Raw genomic sequence first — 19,391 nt, 5'->3', positions numbered from 1 at the left:
TAACTAAATTAAATCCTCAGAATTTTGTTTTGCTAACTAATTGAAAGTTTGTAATTGCCGAAAAGAATGCAATTTATTGAGAAACTTTTCACCATCAAAACTTAAAGGATCAACTTTCCCATTCCCCACATCTACCGCACGATGGGTTGTAATTCTATCATCTGGAACTTGACTTTGAGCAATTAACCAAGCTAAAGAATTATATTGAGCTTCTGTATATCCTGAATGTGCTTCTATATTACTTTTCCCCCAAGCATCGGTCGGGGTTTCTAGAGATACATGATAAGCAAAATTATTTACAGATGGGGGTAAATTAGGATTAGTTTGCACAGTTTCCACACCATTAACACCTTTGAAAACTGAGTTACCAGCACCAAAAGCGCGTTTTTCTGGAGGAACTAAATAAATAACTTTTCCCTCTAAAGTAATTATGGCATGATAACTAGCTTGAACACTTTCATCATCATGAGGTGTTTGAAAAAAATTAATGGCGCTAGAAGTAGAATTGGTAGTTTCATGAAGGACAATAATGGCTTGATTATTACAAGGTACACCATTAACATCTGCGGTATAGCGATCGCCATAATTGCTAGGATCAACTGTAACCTGGGCAAAATTAGGTGTATAATTAGCGAAATCTCTAGTAGTTATATACAGAGGATTAATTTTTTTAATCTTTGCGGGAGACGGGATTAAATTTCGCTTTTTTTCTGGTTTAGTTATTGTTGACTGTAATTGCGCTGGTGGATATTGATACTCAGTTGTCCCTTCCGATGTTGATGCAATTGTCTGATTGTGTTGTTGTCTCGCACCCCCAATGAATACAGCCAAAATTAGGGTAGCTAACATCAAAAAAATTAGTATTACTCTAGTCGCCCAGTCTCTAAATCTCATGTTTTTATTTAAAATTGGTAATATAGTGTAATGTCTGTGAATATTTATGGCAGAGCCAGTAACAATTATACCTGATCACCAGTGTAAAACCTATGACTTGGTTCAATTCAATGATAATGATAAGATCTTTCAATGAATTTTAGATTTTTTTCATATTCATTCCTGACTAGGGATTTTGCCTACAAGCTTTATTTAATCAGATTTTTGATAATTTTTGGTCTTTAGCAGTCCTCATCTTGACTAATTGATCAGGTTAAGAGAAACTTATAACTAACGAACGTAAATACTAATCTAAAATAATAACTTTTGTAAACATTATGAAATATATGTGCTTAAATATGGAACATTATGAGACAAGTGGCAAATTTGTATCTAAGTTCCTATCCCTAAATTTTGAGTAGGTCTGGTAAACCAGCAAAGTTCAAATATACTATCTAGGTTGGCTTTCAAAGCATGGAAACATTAGAATTCATCATTTATCCAGATGGTCGAGTCCAAGAAAAAGTCACCGGTATTATCGGTGCATCTTGTACTGAGGTAACAGCAGCCATAGAAGCCCAGCTAGGACGAGTGTTGAGTAATGAACCAACCTCAGAGTTTTTTGCCACTAACCCGCAACAAAATAGTGTGGTGGATACACAAACCGCCCACAGCGAATGGTAAGTTTTCCAACTAGTTAATTTCATTGATTACAAACCACCATGTCACACTTTAGCCAAATTAAGACACAGATCCGTAATCTGGAATCCTTGAAAGATGCCCTTTCTGACTTGGGAATAGACTGGAAACCTGGACCTGGTGAGGTGCGGGGTTATCGTGGTCAAACTCATGCAGCCGAAGTCACAATTGAACAGCAAAATGGTTATGATATCGGTTTTAGATGGAATGGTCAAGAATACGAATTAGTTGCAGATTTACAATATTGGCAACAAAATCTATCTGTGGATGGGTTTGTTCGTCAAGTAACTCAACGTTATGCTTATCAAACAGTAGTTAAAGAAACTACTAAAGTTGGCTTCCAGGTAGCCGAACAACAACAACAGAAAGATGGTTCTATTCGCCTAGTAGTACAACGCTGGAGTGCGTAATGTCTAATTTGCCGCCGTCGTCACCAGAAGAGGAATATAACCGTTCCGGTTTAGAACCAGAATTAGGGAGTCTTTTGCGAGATGTCCCCGAACGTTCTGGTTTAGAACCGGAATTAGGCGGATTAGTGCGGCAAAAAGGTGTTTATGTTGATGAAATTACCTGTATTGGCTGTAAACATTGCGCCCATGTTGCCCGAAATACTTTTTTTATTGAAGAAGATTATGGGCGATCGCGTGTCCTCCGTCAAGATGGAGATATAGAAGAGGTAGTTCAAGAAGCCATAGATACCTGTCCTGTTGATTGTATTCACTGGGTTGATTACACAGAACTGAAAAATTTAGAAGCAGATAGAAAATATCAGGTAATTCCCGTAGCGGGTTATCCCGTAGAACATGGTGTAGCTATTACAGAAAAACGCCGGAAAAAACAAAAGTTAAAAAAATCTAGTTCTTAAATTACCAGCAACTTAGTGTTCAATCCTTAAATCCTATAAATCCTGATTCTGACGTAAGCATGAAACCAACATCCCCAACAGGTGCAGCATTCATCACCACCGGAACTTTAACAGGTGCGGGTATTTCCCCTACCGTTGGAGGTATGGGAATAGCTGGAGGCTTTGGTGGTGTGGGAATAGGTGCTGCTGCTGTAACTGTTGCCGGTGCGGTTGTTGGCGCTGCTGCTTATGGTGCTTTTAAAGGAATTACAGCAGGGGATAGCGCCGTTTTTGGTGCAATGGGTATTGGTGCTATTGGTGGTGTTGCCGTTTCTAATGTTATCGGTGGCATAGGATTTGTTGCACCTAAAATTGGTTTAGCTTTTGGTATTGGTACAGTATCAATGACAGGAATTGGTGCAGTTTTAGGACTTGCTGCTTATGGTGTGGCTAAATTATTAGATGATTCTGAATTTAGGGAAACTCCCATGCAAGTTTTTGAACGCATGGAAACAAAAGTTTTAAATAATGATTATTATTATTATTTGGAAGCATTACTAGAATTATCTGGTGATGATATAAATGCCAAATTTACAGCTTTAGAAATTGAGGAAGAATTAAAACAATTAAAGTCCAAAATCCAAGGTAAATCTCCTCAATTTAAACCAGAAGTTGAACCCAAAATATTAAATATAACTCCTCAAATAACGGAAGTTTGGCAATGTGTGAAAACCCTCAAAGGACACACAGCCACCGTGAATAGTGTTGCTATTCATCCTGATAATAAAACCTTAGTTAGTGGTAGCAATGACAGACAAGTTAATTTATGGAATTTGCAAACTGGAAAGTTGCTATATACTTTTTCTGGACAAGCTGAAGCTGTGTTATCTGTAGCTATTAGTCCCGACGGAAAACAGGTAATTAGTGGTAGTGTAGATCGGAAAATCAGCAGTTGGGAATTAGAAACAAAAAAATATAATCGCACATTCTCTTATTTAAGTTCTCCCTATAGTCATAATAGTTTTGTTAATGCACTTGCTTATAGTCCTAATGGTAATACTATTGTTAGTGGTAGTACGGATAAAACTATCAGAGTTTGGGGAAGTTATACAGGAACGATTAAACACACTTTAAATGGACATACAGATGCAGTTTTAGCTATTGCTATTAGTCCTGATTCTACAACTCTTGTTAGTGGCAGTGCTGATAAAACTATCAGAATCTGGAATTTACAAACTGGTGAACCACTTTATACCATTAATCAGCATTTAGCAGCAGTAAATACATTAGCAATTACTGCCGATAATCAAACCCTGATTAGTGGCAGCACCGATAGTACAATTAAATTCTGGAATCTCCATACAGGGGAATTACGCTACACTTGGTATCAACCCTCAACGGCTATTTCTGCGATCGCTATTCACCCTGATGGTAAAATTATTGCTAGTAGTAGTCAAGATGGAATTATCAAACTTTGGAATCTTGAAACTGGGGAATTGCTAGAAACTATTTCTGGGTTTAGTCCCCTAGCTTTCAGTCCAGATGGTAAAATATTGATTAGTGGTGGTAAAGGTGGCACTCTCAAGATTTGGCGGCAGGTTCACAGCAGTGATGATTTACCCTTAACTGGGGAATGGTGGGAAATTTTAGGCATAGAACCGAAAACTCACCCCAAAGATGTCAAACTTGCCTACTTGAGATTAGCCAGATTATATCATCCTGATATTAACACTTCTGTCAGTGCCAAAACTGCCATGCAAGCAGTCAATCAAGCATATCAAAGGTTTCAGCTTATGAATAGCTTGTAAAATATATATCGCTTCATCAGTATTAATACCTCAATTTTTTTTAATTGTTTATATTGCATATTCGGAAAAAACGTTATAAATTGTTAAGTTGTAGGGGAATAATATATTTTGTCATGTCCATGATCAATTCCTGATTAAGCAGATATACTCTATTGAAGTGATTTTACACGGAGAATAAAGTGCATTTTCAGAGATTGAAAAAACTGCTAAATATGATGCAGTTAGATTTTGACATTGACCGAGTTTTAGTATTTTGACTGGATTGATATTTGCTATTTCAAAGTTATCATGAAAAGGGCATAAAGAATAATTAAAGGTGCATCTACTCCCAACAAATCTACTATCCAAATGGAGTTAGTCTGGTAATGCAACTAAACAAATTAGAGACAAGTAAAAATATAGAAAATGAAGCTTGGCTTGCATTAGAGAATTCAATTCTCTACTACAAAGGTCAGCCAGTAGGAACTCTAGCGGCTTATGATTCATCCGTAGAAGCCCTAAATTACGACCAATGTTTTATCCGAGATTTTGTTTCTTCGGCTTTAATTTTTTTGATTAAAGGCAGAACAGATATTGTCAAAAATTTCCTAGAAGAAACATTAAAGTTGCAACCGAAAGAAAAGGCCTTAGATGCCTATAAACCCGGTAGAGGGCTAATTCCAGCCAGTTTCAAAGTTGTTTCTGCCAATGGGGAAGAATTTTTAGAAGCTGATTTTGGTGAACACGCTATTGCTAGAGTTACACCTGTAGATTCTTGTTTATGGTGGCTAATTTTATTACGGGCTTATGTCGTCGCTACAAATGATTCTTCCTTAGCTTATCAACCTGAATTCCAAACAGGAATTAGGTTAATTATGGATATCTGTTTGGCCAATCGTTTTGATATGTACCCCACGCTGTTAGTTCCTGACGGTGCTTGTATGATAGATAGACGCATGGGGATTTATGGGCATCCTTTAGAAATTCAAGTTCTATTTTTTGCGGCTTTACGGGCTGCGAGAGAATTACTAATTTGCACAGGGAATGGGGATATTATCGAAGCAATTGATAACCGCTTACCTTTATTGTGTGGACATATTCGTCAGCATTATTGGATAGATATTAATCGTCTGAATGCAATTTATCGCTTTAAAGGTGAAGAATACGGAAAAACTGCGGTCAATCTTTTCAATATTTATGCAGATTCTTTACCTTATTATGAATTAGATAAATGGCTACCGAAAAAAGGTGGTTATTTTGCGGGAAATGTTGGACCATCACAAATGGATACTCGGTTCTTTACTCTGGGAAATTTGATGGCTGTGATTTCTGATCTTTCTACTGAAGAACAGTCCCAAGCCATTATGAATCTGATTGAAAAACGATGGGATGATTTAGTAGGAGATATGCCTATTAAAATCTGTTATCCTGCCTTACAAGGTGAAGAATATCGAGTAGTCACAGGATGTGATCCCAAAAACATTCCTTGGTCATATCATAATGCCGGAAGTTGGCCTGTTTTAATGTGGATGTTAGCAGCAGCAGCAGTGAAAACCAAAAAACCACAGTTAGCAGAAAAAGCCATTGAAATTGCTACAGCTAGACTGAGTGAAGATGAATGGCCAGAATATTACGATGGTAAAAAAGGGAGATTAATTGGTAAACAAGCGAGGAAATATCAAACTTGGACAATTGCTGGGTTTTTATTAGCAAAGGAACTCATAGATAATCCTGATTATTTACCATTAATCAGTTTTGATAAATTACCTCCAGATGTGGTTTCTAGGGCTTGTGAATTTGAAGTTGGCAATATAGATCCTTATCTGTCTATGTAGTCAAATATCTGTTAACAATGAATATCTTTTCTTTAGCCTCTTGATAATTATATGGGGCTTTTTTTACATTGAAATTTTAGATCCTATAGAGGTTTAGCATTACTAAACCCTTACCTCAAAGAAACTTAACCATTAATCTTGGCGTTGAGTCAATAATTAAACAAAGATACTTTGGTAAATTAACGCCATGATAATTGCCGCAGTTGCACCAATCAAGGTATTAATAATATTGACAACTTCATTGGTAAGCCAAGTATATTTAGATTGCAAAGTTGCACCAATGACACTTTCTAAATTGGTAGCGATAAATGCAGCTAAGACAGTCCAAATTATCCCCAGAGGATTAATTAAATTTACTCCCCAACCAATGAGTGCGATCGCTATTGATGCTACCATACCAGCTAGAGTTCCTTCTAAACTTACCGCCCCTTCTGTCCCTCTAGGAACTGGTTGCAATGTCGTAATTAAAAAGGTGCTTTTACCATAAGCTTTACCAACTTCACTCGCGGTAGTATCAGATAGTTTAGTGCTAAAACTGGCGACATAACCCAAACATAGTAAATATTTAAAATCAGGGAAAACCAACAGTCCCAACGCACACAAAGCCGCTATTAATGCTGAACCCCATACGTTTTCTGGACCTCTTGCACCGGCACGCTTTTCGGCAATTCCTGCGGCTTCTTTTTCGGCCATACCAATCCGTGTTACCCCAGAACCAACAAGAAAATAAAACACTACCACTAGATATCCTGGCCAACCTAGTGTTCCCCAAATGATAATTCCCAATAACCCAGCATTAAGTATACCTGCGGGCGTGAGCAACTTTTTCGGAATAATGGCTACTATTCCCAGTAAAATCGTATTTAAGCCTAATCCCATTAACCAGGGATTTAAAGAATCAATCAAAGACAACATGGCTGCTAAATTATGAGTATTTTTGCCATAATATTATCAGATATAACTGCTCGATCTATGAACAAAATTTTATTTCATCTCGCTTTTCCCGTTGCTGATATTCCCCAAACTAAAGCCTTTTATGTGGACGGTTTAGGCTGCATACCTGGAAGAGAAAGCCCTCATGCTTTGATTCTCAATCTTTATGGACATCAATTAGTAGCTCATGTTACTAAGGATATTTTAACACCACAAAAAGCCATTTATCCGCGACATTTTGGCCTAATTTTTACCAAAGAAGAAGATTGGCAAGAATTACTAGCAAGGGCAAAAAACAAAGATCTAAAATTTCGAGAAGAACCAAAAAACCGCTTTACTGATTCTCTCCTAGAACATCGCACTTTCTTTTTAGAAGACCCTTTTTATAACTTAATGGAATTTAAGTATTATTGTCATCCAAAGGCAATTTTTGAAGGTACTGAATATACTGCAATTGGTGATAAAACTTAGAGGGCAGTAAATAAGCAACATATACTGATAGTATAAATATTGTGAAGTGGGTAAAAACATCCACTTTTTTTATGCAAATTATCATAAACAGAACCAATTAATTATGACAAGTATCAATAGTATGATTTTTATGATTATAAAAATAGATATCTTAATGTTAATTCCATTGATAGATACAGCAGATTTCGCTCTCATGAGGTACAAACTTGAATTATGAAACTCTTGTAGTGCGGGCATCTTGCCCGCTGGATATGTACCTCATAACACCGGAAAGTGCTGTATTCATAGTTTTGAAATTAATCTAATTCAGAGGGAACAGGGAATGGGCAACTTTCTCACAGGAAAAACTCATTGCAAATGAGTGTTTCTTATCTGTTCCCTGTTCCCTTCTTTTGTAATGGAAATTAATTTCTAACAATACAAGGACAAGAATTTGTGGATAAAATTTTACTGAAAATTAGGACGAAAATATTCAAGAAAATTTATCAATATCCATTTTTTAAATATCAAGCTGATTGCTTTTATCAACAAGCTATAGAAAAAAATCTGCAAAATCTGCCTCTTCTTTCAGCACACGATATTGATTTAATTGAGATTATCAAAAGAGAAGGAGTTTTCATAACGACATTAGACAAATTGGGAATTACATCTACTATTGATATGTGGAAATCTGCCCAATACCTGATGCAAAAAATATCAGAGGATACATTTAATCATTCAGATCAAATTGTTGTTCATGCTAGTTCAGAACAAATTATGAAGTATCCCCAAATTTTCCTGTGGGGACTGGAACAACGGTTACTGAATATAGTTGAAAATTATATTTGTCTACCAGTAGCTTATCAAGGTGTATATTTTCGTCGAGATATTGCCAATCAATTAGAAGCAGGTTCGAGATTATGGCACATAGATCAAGAAGATAGAAAAATTTTAAAGATTATCATTTACTTACATGATGTTAGCGAAGATTATGGACCATTTCAATATATTCCTAAATCTTTAACCTCAAAAATATCTGATTCTTTAAAATACACATCTGGCTACATCCAAGATAAGATTATGCAAGGTGTTATATCTTCAGAAGTTTATAAATCATGTACAGGAATTGCTGGTACAGTCATCATTGCCGAGACTTCTAATATTTTTCATCGTGGTAAGCCACCTATAAATTCAGACAGATTTGCGATATTTTTTGATTACACTTCTAGACGATATAAACAAACATTATATGGTACATCTACTCTCGGATATAAAGATTTACTTTTACTGAGTAAGAATCTTTCAGAAACACAAAAAAAGTGCATTTTTTGGTAAATCCAAATTCATGCTTTTAGTGGTGCTATTAAGGCTTTTGCTACTATTCTTAAAGCCCTAATATCTGTTAACATTAAAGGATGTAATATCACGGGTAAAATTACTTCTTTGTCTATACCAATTTGCGAACTTTCCGCAGGTAAAATCATCAAATCATAAGGTGTCCAAATAGATGTAAAATTTAACTGCTTTAACATTTCGACATCAGAATTTAAATCATTGATAAAATCACTATTAGGACGCATTTGCACAGCACCAGCTAACCAAGTACCATAAGCAACTATAGTCCCTTTATGGGGTGAAGAAATGGTGATAAATCGCTGGACTCTATCTATTCCCCCCAACCGCTGAATATAATAACGGCTAACAAGACCACCCATGCTAAAACCAACTAAATCAAATGGTTGTTCTGCTTCAAAGGTAGTAGCTATATAATTAGCTACCTGCTGCGCTAATTTATCCAGAACCTCAGCACCATTATTAGGGACTAAATCTACCGTATGCACAGACAAACCTTGTTCTCTGAGATAAGATGCCATTTTATTGAAAACTGCCCCAGTATCGTTAATCCCATGCACTAATAAAACGGGATTTTGCTGTTTTGTTGCCATAATCTTGATTATTTATCTCAGTATTGTAATCGAAAATATATAAAATATACCAAATTTGTGACTGCCGAAAAATTATTAAGATTTATTAAATAAATTCTCATAATCTTATAGTTATAATAAAATTTAATAATTAATTTGCGTTATTTACCGGATACCGTTGTTAACATAAAAAACCTAAAAATAATTACTAGTACAGTACAGCGTAAGTAAGATAACCATTAAAAGTCCCTAAAGAGCTTATACAATCTGCTTTTTAATTTTTAATTGTTAATTTTTAATTCCGCCCTGCGGTGCTAGTAGTAAATGTAGGCTTTTAATTAGCAAGCAGTATGTCTAATAATTGGCCGCAGATAACGCAATCAAATGTAATATTACACCGTGATTTTTAATAATTTCGGTCACGTTCTAGACTATTCAAACCAGGAGCATTTTTTATGGGTTTTATCAAAAATATCATTGCGGGTATCGTGGGTTTTATTACCGGACTTTTTGGTAAAAAAGGTAATAACTACTACTTAGAGCTAAAAGAAGAAGCTGAAGAAGCTAATGTTACTCAAGCACCAGCAACAGTAGCACCAAAAGCTGAACCAAAAGTTACACCAGCAGCAGTAAAAGTTATTAAGCCTGAACCCGTGAAAATATCAGTCCCCACGGAAACCAATTTTGCCACCAAATATCTCATTCCTCTGAATAGTCCTCGTCGTCGTCCAGGGGTAAATATGAATGTCTTTTTAGATATGGCCCGTCAGGTGAAAACCCCAGGCTAAATACCCGGTTAGCTGTTACGCATCTAAATTTGATCATCCTAATAGCTAGATGTTGTGGTGCGGGCATCTTGCCCGCTACAATCATACAAATTAATTGCAAGAGTTATCCTTAGCGGTTCGCATTGCGCCTAATATAGTGGAAACAATAACACAACGCTTTGCTGTGCCACCAGGTTTACTAGATAGGGTGATTTTGCCGAGTGGAGGTATCACACCACCAATATCATCAAACCGGACTCGTCTCACGCCATTAGATAATTGTAATGTTGATTCCACCACATCTAACTGCACACTAGGATCTAAGTCATTCCATTTAGCATTAGATGGGTCAATTGTAGCCGGATGAACTGCCCATTGAACATTATTATTTTCTTCTCGGAAACTAGCGTGGTAGGTCAACTTTTCTTTTTTGGCTTGGCTTTGGGCTTCACGCATGGCTCGATAAACTTGATCTTGGGCAATATTTAAGTGCTGAGTCTTGATCAAAGCGAACCAGCTTGGTGCAGCTATTCCTGATAGTATACCAATCATTAATAGTGCCGTAATCGTTTCTATCACAGTAAAACCGCTATTAGAGCGATTATTTTGTAAATAATTCATCCCTGATTATTTGCAAGCAAAACATATATATATTGCGATGTGGGATGATTTTTTATATGCCGTTTTTTTCTGAATTTTTGATTTTTTTATAGCTATTGTGAAATTATTACTTTATGAACCAGTGTCAAGAGTCGGACAACTAACTTTTTAAGTTAATGATTAATAGCCACTTTTTGCTCCTTGAACTATGGCATTAGCCGTGGGAAAATAACTTTTTTTATCATTTTCATATTTTATAAGATTTGGATTACTTTCTCTACGAGCTAGGGCATTACCGCGAATAAATACCTTTGCTGTTGTATTGGCTTTATCTACACAAGCATAAAACCCTGTCATATCATTACTTGGCGTTGGCGTTATTGTGCTTGGCGTTATTTTTGACCATGTAATTGGAGGTGTTATGGTATTATCTGGACAGGTGGCCGCTGGTGGTGTGGGTGGTATGGTTGGAACGAGTGGTGGTGTGGTTTGATCTACATAGTCAATTAACACATTAGCCGTATTACCACTACTATAATCTCCAGATTTCTGCCAATTGATCATGGCATCTTCTACAGTGTTGGATTGAGCTATATTAAAGGGATTAAAACCTGGATTAGGACAGTTATCAGCATTAACATACTTCTTAGTATATCCTGAACAAGTTACACCTCCTGTAGAAACTTCCACACCGTCTTTAACTTCCCATTTAGCGATACGAGCAGATTGTGACCAATTTGTATTAGTATCTTTAATTAAATAATAAGCAACTAATGAATATACAAAAGTATCATCTTTTCCTGATGTAGTGGGAATCACCTGACTAACAAAATTCCGTTTCCAAAAAACTAATATAGGAGTTTTAGTATCATCATTTGGGTAACGCAATTGAGATTTTATTTTGTCAATACCAGCAGCATCATAAATATAAATAGCTTGTTGTAAATCACGAGAAATATGATCCAGTGCTATTTGGATTTCTTGCTCAGAATTTATCTTAATTTGCTCATTGCTATCTGTGGTTATCACACTAATCATAAACTCTAGTAATAGTGTGATAATTATAGATGACATCGCTAAAGCTACTAACAATTCAACGAGAGTAAACCCACCAGATTTATCAAGAGATTTTGAGGCTTTGAATTGATTTTTGAATATAAATTGAAGTATCTTGATCATCATTGTATTGTCCTTTTTTAAATGCACCAAAGGCAGATTTTCAGATGTTTCTGTTTTAGATTAAATTATTGCACGGTGGGGATTTTACTCGCTTTTTATGGGAAAATTAATGGTGAATTTGATTGAATTAACCTCAGGGATAAACCAATTTATTGACAAGGTTGATTATTGAACGCAACCCAAGCGGGAACATAAACTGCCAAAAGTGGTACTACCGCTAATCTCAACTGTTGTTATCAAGATTGGCGCTTGTTTATTAACTAAAATACCACCTGTCCTAGACCCTAGAATAGTTTGATCAAAATCCAAGTCTTCTCTATATATTCTAATCGCTAGACGATAGCCATCACTTGTTTTCGTACCTGCGGGCTTTATTTGAGCCGCTTGAATGTAAAATTCATCAAATGGGCTATTTTGATCTGGTTGACAAGTTGAAATTGGATTACAAGCCGTGATGGTGCTATCCTTCTTAAAGAAATACAAATCTGTATCTGTTTGTTGAGGAACCGGCATTGCTGTTTCTAGATTTATAGGAGTATTTGGAGTTTCTGTAATTACTTTAGTGGGCGCTGAAATTGAATTATTGCTGACACCATTAATAAATGTCTTAGCAGCTTGAACAGCTTTTTCTGTAGTTTTCGACTGCACCCGGACAGCCGTGGACATGACCAGGACGGGTGATATAGTAACCAAGAGAATAGCAATGAAAACTACCCCTACTAGTACCTCAATAATTGTAAAACCAGAGTCATTGTAAGATAAATTTTTGGGCTGTGGTTTGGTTTTGATCATTGTTTCTCACCTCCTTATAAGTTTTATGATTGACAGATATCAGGACGTTGCTTTGGATCTTCTATGGCAAAGTTATTAGGATCAGAAGTTTCTTTAGCACATAACAAAGTTTGTAACCATGTATCACCTCTGCTAACTTCCCGTAAATATTCATCCGGTGGTTCAGGTGGTGTGACTGCGAGTTTACTGGCAAATAAGTCGGGTGACTGAAATAACAACCCTACATCGTAACTCCACTGTCTTGTCGGGGGACTATTAAGTTTCTGAGGTGGATTTGTCCCTGTAGCATAGGCACTCTTTTTTACCTGCATAAAAGCCCCATTGAGCTTGATTTTACTACTAGTCCAATTCTCTATAACGCGAACCAAGTTATTTAGACCACCATTTAGACCACCATTATCTACTGTAGGTTTAGCAGGATTGTCACCAGCAGCAATAATCAGATTAAAAGTAGTATCGTTCTTAGCTATTTGTTGGCTACCTATTGCATAACCCAATTCCTTGAAGTCGAAGTCTCCAGAAAGCAAAGTAACAGCATCAGCTAAAATATTCGCAGGTCGCCATTCATCACCTGTGGTACAATTAGGAAATCTGGAGTCACCAGAACGACAGGCAAAGTTGGGATTAAATGTACTGCGAGTATAGAAGTTACTCCAATCATCTGCTAGTGTATTAGTAAATTCCTCTTGAGTGTGTTTATTAAAATCACCTTTAATATACGCTGGTAAGTTGGTAGCTAAAGTTAACCCCTTTTCCTCTTCCTTGTAGCTATTTGTTCGCCCCAGTTTCTCGCCTTTAATGAGTATAATTGCACTGGGACGGCGTGTGGTGTCGTCTGAATAATCTACAGGACTTTCAAGTTTTCTTTCAAGTTTTTCAGCGTCGGTATTACCCGCACTCATATCTGGTAAAGCATCATCACGAGTCGAGTAAATAATACCGCTATTGGGTAATAAATATTCTGAACCACCAATGGTTGTTGTCCGTAGTTGATTCAGGTCTAAAACTGTAGCGCGAACTTTTTGATTTTCTCTCTGGTCAGAAAAGAAGGTTTCAAAAATTGCACCATGGGGAATAACGGAATTATTAGGACTAAGACTACCATCTAGAATTTGTAGAGCGCAAATCTGAGCATCAATGGCAGACTGCTCTGATATAGTTATATTTGCTGCTGCTTTGTTTAATGCTCTAGCTAGTAATCCCTCATCTATGAAACGTCCATTACTATAATTTAATTGAGATAGATATGTCAAAGCTGTTGCATAATCACTAACTGTTTTAGTGGGTGCAGGATAAACTATACCATTGTTAGATTTACCATCTTTGTCTTTTTCAAGATTAGGAGCATTTGGTAAACTGTTCATATTTTTGTAGCTATTATTATCAGTAGGATCGTAATAACTACTCACACAAGCTATAGGTTTGGGCGTTTGGGCATTGTAGCCAGTAGACTTGTAGTGATAAACTGCTGTAGCCCGCATTTTTAGATAAGGTGTTGTTGTATCCGTAGAACTTATTGTTCCTACATTATCAGGCCATATTGTTTTTACGTTACTGTTAATACTACTAGGAGTATCATTTTTACTCAAATAAACACCTGCCCCGGTAACAACTCGTAAACCACCCACGGGTCCTGTGGTACTTGTTGGTACTTTGGCTGCTGCTAATTCCCAGTCTCCATCTCTTTCTGTAGAACCAATATCTGCTAAATTCCGTACTAAAGAGGGTCGTGTGCGAGTTTGCGTAGTATCACTTGGTAAATCCCATTTAATGCCACTAATATCTTGGGTATCCTCAATATATGAACCAATAAACTGATTTTTACTTGTATCCCACCTCAGTTCGGGTAAATTGTTACTAACTAGGACTCTATCACCCAATAGTTTTTCTTTTCCACTATTTTTCTTCAATTCTTTTGGGTCGCTGGCCTTGGGTTCTAAGGATGTTCCGCTAATGTTGAGTGATAGATTAGTATAATTAACACCTGTTTTACCGTCTGTTGGGTCTGTAGGATAAACCCAGTTATCAATGGGACGCAGGGTATTAGCAGAACCTTGTAATAATGAGTTAGGATATATTTCTGTAGCACCAAAAGCAACTTCTGTATAAGGTACACGACGAGTCCGTCTTTTAAAGTAAATTTCTAATTGTTGACGACGGTATTTAGTGGTCTCTGTACTGTTAAAAGTTATTCCTAATGCTGTTTGTTTGAGCGCAAGACCGTTTTTAACTTCTGTTGGATCATTAGCACCTGTAGAATCAGCAGCAATTTGAGCATCAATTAATTTATTAATCCGCCGTACATAAGCTAGGTTATTATAGGCTGTATCTTTGGGACTATTTGTCACTGATTTTGTTAAAGTACCAGTAGTAACATTATCTATTTTACCGTTGTATAAATCAACAGTCGCTCCCCCCGTATCACTTGCATCAGTAAACTTACCCAGAGCTAAATTACCACCAACAATAATTTTGGCATTTTTAGGTTTATAGAAACAAGACGCTTCACTACTAACTTGATATAATTTAAGATTACTAACACTTCCAGCAGCCAGTAAATTACTATTTGTAAAAACCCCACCATTCAAATTTGTAGAAGAATTTAATTCTAGATCATCGTCATAAACAACAGCATTGTTATTTGTTGGTGTTTGTACCCTGTCTTGTTGATACTCTACAGCCCCACCCAGACTACCAGCGATCTTACCATTATATACTTCATGGTCAGTATCGGGAGGATTAGTAATTCTGGCTATAGCGGTATAAACAAAAAAGGCTTTCTTGATTTCATTATCTTGTCTCACCCAACCAGTATTACCTACTAAACTGGTATCGGTACTTCCACAATTAGCATTTAATGTCCCCTTGACTACTGGTGGATTTCTGGCTTCTAAAGCATTTCTGGCTCTGCTATACTGACCATTTACCACTGGTGGGGTTTTAAAATAAATACCGTAGAGGGTATAGCTATCAAATTTCCCGTTGCTGTCAGTATCAACAGGAAACCTCCAAGCTGTTTGTAGTGATGGTGGTAGTGGTGGTTGTCCCTGTAAAGATAGTGTTAGTTTAGTTTCATCACCAAATGTATATTTATCTATATTATTAACAAGAGCATTATACAGATCATTGTCTGTTGGTGTAGTTTTCGACAGAGTTTTATCCTGCAATAATTTACTAATTTTTGCTTTACCTCTATCAATTGCTGGAGTAGCAGCAGTGATAACAGACTCATTGACACGGACATTACTAGCATTTTTCGCCCGGTCAAAGGAGCGGAACATGATAGCAGTGGTTAATAAAACTACTACTACCGATACCATTACCACTGTTGGCAATACGAAACCTGCGTTTGCAGCCTGCTGTTGTTTTTGACTACTAAAAACAGTTCGCAATAACCAAATGAGTTGTTTTTTTATATTTGCTAAAAACCGCCGGATAAATCTTGTGGAGTTTTTTGTGATTATTTTCAATGGGTGACGTTTTTGAGACATGACTGCTTCCCTGATAAATAATTGAGCGGGTAGGGGTTTAGCAATGCTAAACCCCTACAAATCTAGGTTTTTCGTGATTTTACAAAAGTCAATGTCCCAACCCTTTTGAGTATATATTGGTGGGAGCAACTACTGGAGTTTTATGGGAATAGTTGCCTGTTTCTATTCATCGTATTTCTTTTATAGCATTGTTGATACGCAAGTTCTAAACTGGAAAATACTGAATTTTTCAACTGCAAATATTATATTTCTCCTGAATACTGATAGTATATCTACTTGCTTAGACAATTGCACCAATAATTATATAAATTTTTGATAAAGCAACAGCAACCCAACGCTCATGTTGGGTTATGGCTTCACCCCCCGTCAGGGATACTTACCTCAACCCAATCTACAAATCAAGACTTTTTTCGATTTGAACAAGGTATTGATCAAGCAAAATCGGCGGTTAGAAACCGCATCTACACAAGCAAAGTCCACCTGCTTGGACTAATGCAAAATTAAACTTTTTGTAATTGCGCTACTCTGGGGTCTACTATTTTTTGTCCTAAACTCAGGAATTTAATCGCTACAGAAACCTTATTCCCTTCTCCGAAAATGTGGGTAATTTCCCCAAGCCCAAAGGACTTATGCAATACTCTGTCACCGACTTGCCAAATTCCAGAAGTGCTTTGTTTACTAGAAGTTGCAGAGGTAGTTTTAGTAGAACTCCGGGTAACTTTATTTTGGGTAGTCAGTAATTCTGCTGGTATTTCATCGAGAAATTGCGATCGCATTGCCGGTTCTCTAGACCCATATAAACGCCGTTCTCTGGCATGGGATAAGAATAAACGTTCTTGAGCGCGAGTAATACCAACATAACACAAACGCCGTTCCTCTTCTAACAATGAAGGATCTTGTAAGGAACGATAACCCGGAAAAAGCCCCTGTTCTAAACCCACCAAAAAGACAACCGGAAACTCCAACCCTTTAGAAGCGTGTAAAGTCATTAACGAAACCGCTGTTTGTCCTTCTTTTAAATTATCTAAATCAGAACTCAAAGCCGCACTTTGCAAAAATGCCTGTAAAGAAATATCTTCTCCAGCATTTTCTTCTTGAAATTGCAACATAGCATTATGCAATTCATTGACGTTACTGATTCTATTATCAGCTTCATCTGTAGCTTGATCTTGCAATTCTTTAATATAACCAGAATCTTCTAAAATACCTTGTAAGATTTCCGAACCGGGAACTACTTTGATTTGTTCTTGACGATTGTAAATCATGGCTGCAAAATTATTTACAGCTTTCGATGAACGTCCTGCTAAAGTATTTACAGATGTTTCATCACTTAATATTTCCCATAAAGTTGTTCCTAATTGCTGGGAAGCATTCACCAAAGCATCCACAGTAGCCTTACCAATGCCCCTGCGCGGTGTATTAATCACTCGTAATAAACTTACAGTATCAGCAGGGTTATTAATTGCCCTTAAATATGCCACAGCATCCTTAATTTCTTTACGATCATAAAATTTCATTCCTCCCACAACTGTATAAGGAATTTGATATTTTACTAATAATTCTTCAAAAGGTCGAGATTGGGCATTAGTTCGATATAAAATTGCAAAGTTACCCCAATTTAATTCCGGGTGTTGATTTTCTAAATTTCTAATTTGGTTAATCACAAAAGCCGCTTCTGCCATTTCTTCATCAGCTTTATGACAATAAATTGCTTCCCCTGGTTCTCTTGTGGCTTTGAGAATTTTATCAATGCGTTGAGTGTTATTTTCAATTAATTCATTCGCAGCTTGGAGAATATTTTCACAAGAACGATAATTCTCTTCTAATTTCACCATAGAACGAGTATCATCATCTGCCAAACCATCGCCAAAATTTTCCTGAAATTCTAGCAAAATGGTAAAATCTGCCATTCTAAAACTGTAAATTGACTGGTCAGCATCACCAACCACAAACACAGACCGATTTTGCCATTTCCATTCACTTTTACGGCTTTCTCCATTTGTGACCAAAAGCTGAATTAAATCATATTGAGTCCTGTTGGTATCTTGATATTCATCAACTAGAATATGACAAAATTTCCGATACCAATAACTTAGAACTTTCTCGTTTTGTTGAAATAATCTCGTCGGAATTAAAATTAAATCATCAAAATCTAAAGCATTATTTTGGGAAAGTTTATCCTGATAGCGATTATAGACATCAGCTATGATTCTACCGCGATAATTGGGCTGTTCACTTTCAAATTGTTGGGGAGAGAATCCTTGGTTTTTAGCATTACTAATGGCGTAGCGTACAGACTTGGGTTCAAATTTCTTACTATCTAAATTTAAATCTTTAGTAACTATTTCTTTAATTACACTTTGCACATCGGATTCATCAAAGATAGAAAAGTTTTTATCCCATTTTCTGCCTTTTTCATCTTGATACTTTTCGATATCAAATCGCAGAATCCGTGAAAATAAACTGTGAAAAGTTCCACACCACATATCTTTAATTTTAGTGCGGTAAACCTCTGATTTTAGTAAGCTTTGTTGATATTCTGTCAGCAAATCCAACTTTTTACCATGTTGCGATATGGCTAATTGTTCAGCAAATATCCTTTGAATTCTGTCCTTCATTTCCCTAGCGGCTTTGTTAGTAAACGTCACCGCGAGGATATTTTCGGGATTAACACCATGTTTAAGAATCAAATTAGCAATGCGGTAAGTAAGCGCCCGGGTTTTCCCTGAACCAGCGCCAGCAACCACCAACAATGGTCCGCAGTGGTGTTCTACGGCTTGACGTTGACTAGGGTTAAGATGACTCAGGAAATCAATATTTGTGGTCATAAACTATAAAAATGATGAAAAGGACAATTTGTTATCGGGTTAATCGGTAAGGGTAAAACTCAGTACAAAGAATAAAACGAAAGCAGCATAATGGGGCAAAAACAATAAAAATTTACTTAAATTGCTAAAGTTTCAGAAAATTTGATATAATGTTAAGCTATTTAGTTTTATTCTTGCTTCCTAACTAGCAACTTAATGTTACTAGACTTTGTGTAAAGTTTTGTCATACTGTGAAGAACTGTAGATGTAAGATAAACCATAATCCCTAATCTCTCACCCTGATTAATGAGAGAAAGTACCGATTAACAGCCTTTTGGTTGTAAATATCTAGTAGTCTGTTAAATTTATTTTGACGGGTTTTTGGTAGTGCGGGCATCTTGCCCGCGTG

Annotated in this window: 16 protein-coding genes; 8 read left to right on the top strand and 8 right to left on the bottom strand. The window is 36.5% G+C overall.

The features are described from left to right. Window positions 1-36: 36 nt before the first annotated feature. Window positions 37-894 (bottom strand): peptidoglycan recognition family protein, encoded by an 858-nt coding sequence (locus tag FJR06_RS19035; protein WP_168652048.1) that lies wholly within the window; start codon window positions 892-894, stop codon window positions 37-39. A 453-nt stretch (window positions 895-1,347) separates the two neighbouring features. Here FJR06_RS19035 and FJR06_RS19030 point away from each other — a divergent pair, with 453 nt between their 5' ends. The 5 genes from FJR06_RS19030 (at window position 1,348) to FJR06_RS19010 (ending at window position 6,038) form a co-directional block, all read left to right on the top strand. Next, a complete protein-coding gene (locus FJR06_RS19030; RefSeq protein ID WP_015080214.1) occupies window positions 1,348-1,557 on the top strand; it encodes a DUF2997 domain-containing protein in 210 nt (69 codons plus the stop codon). 38 nt (window positions 1,558-1,595) lie between these two features. After that, window positions 1,596-1,982, top strand: a complete 387-nt coding sequence (locus FJR06_RS19025) for a DUF1257 domain-containing protein (protein WP_015080213.1) — start codon at window positions 1,596-1,598, stop codon at window positions 1,980-1,982. Next, window positions 1,982-2,437, top strand: coding sequence for a ferredoxin (locus tag FJR06_RS19020; protein WP_015080212.1), 456 nt, complete (start codon window positions 1,982-1,984; stop codon window positions 2,435-2,437). The genes FJR06_RS19025 and FJR06_RS19020 overlap by 1 nt, the downstream gene beginning before the upstream one ends. A gap of 59 nt (window positions 2,438-2,496) precedes the next feature. Further along, window positions 2,497-4,224: a DnaJ domain-containing protein gene (locus tag FJR06_RS19015; protein ID WP_168652047.1), complete on the top strand. Its 1,728-nt coding sequence runs from the start codon at window positions 2,497-2,499 to the stop codon at window positions 4,222-4,224. 365 nt (window positions 4,225-4,589) lie between these two features. Then, complete coding sequence (locus FJR06_RS19010; protein ID WP_015080211.1) at window positions 4,590-6,038, top strand: glycoside hydrolase 100 family protein; 1,449 nt, start codon at window positions 4,590-4,592, stop codon at window positions 6,036-6,038. Window positions 6,039-6,194: 156 nt separating this feature from the next. On the opposite strand, the gene FJR06_RS19005 is transcribed toward FJR06_RS19010, so the two are convergent. Continuing rightward, window positions 6,195-6,953, bottom strand: coding sequence for a TIGR00297 family protein (locus FJR06_RS19005; protein ID WP_168652046.1), 759 nt, complete (start codon window positions 6,951-6,953; stop codon window positions 6,195-6,197). Window positions 6,954-7,010: 57 nt separating this feature from the next. Between FJR06_RS19005 and FJR06_RS19000 the strand changes: the two genes are divergently transcribed. After that, complete coding sequence (locus FJR06_RS19000; RefSeq protein WP_015080209.1) at window positions 7,011-7,442, top strand: VOC family protein; 432 nt, start codon at window positions 7,011-7,013, stop codon at window positions 7,440-7,442. 435 nt (window positions 7,443-7,877) lie between these two features. Next, window positions 7,878-8,756 (top strand): 2OG-Fe(II) oxygenase, encoded by an 879-nt coding sequence (locus FJR06_RS18995; protein WP_168652045.1) that lies wholly within the window; start codon window positions 7,878-7,880, stop codon window positions 8,754-8,756. An 8-nt stretch (window positions 8,757-8,764) separates the two neighbouring features. On the opposite strand, the gene FJR06_RS18990 is transcribed toward FJR06_RS18995, so the two are convergent. Continuing rightward, window positions 8,765-9,367: a triacylglycerol lipase gene (locus tag FJR06_RS18990; protein WP_148760203.1), complete on the bottom strand. Its 603-nt coding sequence runs from the start codon at window positions 9,365-9,367 to the stop codon at window positions 8,765-8,767. Between the two features lie 434 nt (window positions 9,368-9,801). Between FJR06_RS18990 and FJR06_RS18985 the strand changes: the two genes are divergently transcribed. Beyond that, a complete protein-coding gene (locus FJR06_RS18985; protein WP_168652044.1) occupies window positions 9,802-10,134 on the top strand; it encodes a hypothetical protein in 333 nt (110 codons plus the stop codon). Between the two features lie 90 nt (window positions 10,135-10,224). Here FJR06_RS18985 and FJR06_RS18980 read toward each other — a convergent pair whose 3' ends face one another. From FJR06_RS18980 to pcrA, 5 genes are all read right to left on the bottom strand, one after another. Further along, a complete protein-coding gene (locus tag FJR06_RS18980; RefSeq protein WP_168652043.1) occupies window positions 10,225-10,734 on the bottom strand; it encodes a Tfp pilus assembly protein FimT/FimU in 510 nt (169 codons plus the stop codon). Window positions 10,735-10,893: 159 nt separating this feature from the next. After that, window positions 10,894-11,895, bottom strand: coding sequence for a hormogonium polysaccharide secretion pseudopilin HpsC (gene hpsC / locus FJR06_RS18975; protein WP_235081808.1), 1,002 nt, complete (start codon window positions 11,893-11,895; stop codon window positions 10,894-10,896). 162 nt (window positions 11,896-12,057) lie between these two features. Further along, complete coding sequence (locus tag FJR06_RS18970) at window positions 12,058-12,684, bottom strand: type II secretion system GspH family protein (RefSeq protein WP_168652042.1); 627 nt, start codon at window positions 12,682-12,684, stop codon at window positions 12,058-12,060. Between the two features lie 23 nt (window positions 12,685-12,707). Further along, window positions 12,708-16,175: a hormogonium polysaccharide biosynthesis protein HpsA gene (gene hpsA / locus FJR06_RS18965; protein ID WP_168652041.1), complete on the bottom strand. Its 3,468-nt coding sequence runs from the start codon at window positions 16,173-16,175 to the stop codon at window positions 12,708-12,710. Window positions 16,176-16,675: 500 nt separating this feature from the next. Next, the gene (gene pcrA, locus FJR06_RS18960) at window positions 16,676-19,003 is read right to left on the bottom strand and encodes a DNA helicase PcrA (protein WP_168652040.1); all 2,328 of its coding nucleotides are present in this window, start codon (window positions 19,001-19,003) and stop codon (window positions 16,676-16,678) included. Window positions 19,004-19,391 lie beyond the last annotated feature (388 nt).

Origin of the sequence: Dolichospermum sp. UHCC 0352 (genome assembly GCF_009711925.1) — a bacterium.
In the GTDB taxonomy this organism is placed as follows: domain Bacteria; phylum Cyanobacteriota; class Cyanobacteriia; order Cyanobacteriales; family Nostocaceae; genus Dolichospermum; species Dolichospermum lemmermannii.
The sequence above is the reverse complement of the archived record's forward strand: the minus strand, read 5'-3'. Positions and strand labels throughout refer to the sequence as shown.

Bases quoted from the DNA above. Each gene is read 5' to 3' on its own strand.
- FJR06_RS19035 (WP_168652048.1), bottom strand. From the start codon at position 894: ATGAGATTTAGAGACTGGGCGACTAGAGTAATACTAATTTTTTTGATG.
- FJR06_RS19030 (WP_015080214.1), top strand. From the start codon at position 1,348: ATGGAAACATTAGAATTCATCATTTATCCAGATGGTCGAGTCCAAGAA.
- FJR06_RS19025 (WP_015080213.1), top strand. From the start codon at position 1,596: ATGTCACACTTTAGCCAAATTAAGACACAGATCCGTAATCTGGAATCC.
- FJR06_RS19020 (WP_015080212.1), top strand. From the start codon at position 1,982: ATGTCTAATTTGCCGCCGTCGTCACCAGAAGAGGAATATAACCGTTCC.
- FJR06_RS19015 (WP_168652047.1), top strand. From the start codon at position 2,497: ATGAAACCAACATCCCCAACAGGTGCAGCATTCATCACCACCGGAACT.
- FJR06_RS19010 (WP_015080211.1), top strand. From the start codon at position 4,590: ATGCAACTAAACAAATTAGAGACAAGTAAAAATATAGAAAATGAAGCT.
- FJR06_RS19005 (WP_168652046.1), bottom strand. From the start codon at position 6,953: ATGTTGTCTTTGATTGATTCTTTAAATCCCTGGTTAATGGGATTAGGC.
- FJR06_RS19000 (WP_015080209.1), top strand. From the start codon at position 7,011: ATGAACAAAATTTTATTTCATCTCGCTTTTCCCGTTGCTGATATTCCC.
- FJR06_RS18990 (WP_148760203.1), bottom strand. From the start codon at position 9,367: ATGGCAACAAAACAGCAAAATCCCGTTTTATTAGTGCATGGGATTAAC.
- FJR06_RS18985 (WP_168652044.1), top strand. From the start codon at position 9,802: ATGGGTTTTATCAAAAATATCATTGCGGGTATCGTGGGTTTTATTACC.
- FJR06_RS18980 (WP_168652043.1), bottom strand. From the start codon at position 10,734: ATGAATTATTTACAAAATAATCGCTCTAATAGCGGTTTTACTGTGATA.
- hpsC (WP_235081808.1), bottom strand. From the start codon at position 11,895: ATGATGATCAAGATACTTCAATTTATATTCAAAAATCAATTCAAAGCC.
- FJR06_RS18970 (WP_168652042.1), bottom strand. From the start codon at position 12,684: ATGATCAAAACCAAACCACAGCCCAAAAATTTATCTTACAATGACTCT.
- hpsA (WP_168652041.1), bottom strand. From the start codon at position 16,175: ATGTCTCAAAAACGTCACCCATTGAAAATAATCACAAAAAACTCCACA.
- pcrA (WP_168652040.1), bottom strand. From the start codon at position 19,003: ATGACCACAAATATTGATTTCCTGAGTCATCTTAACCCTAGTCAACGT.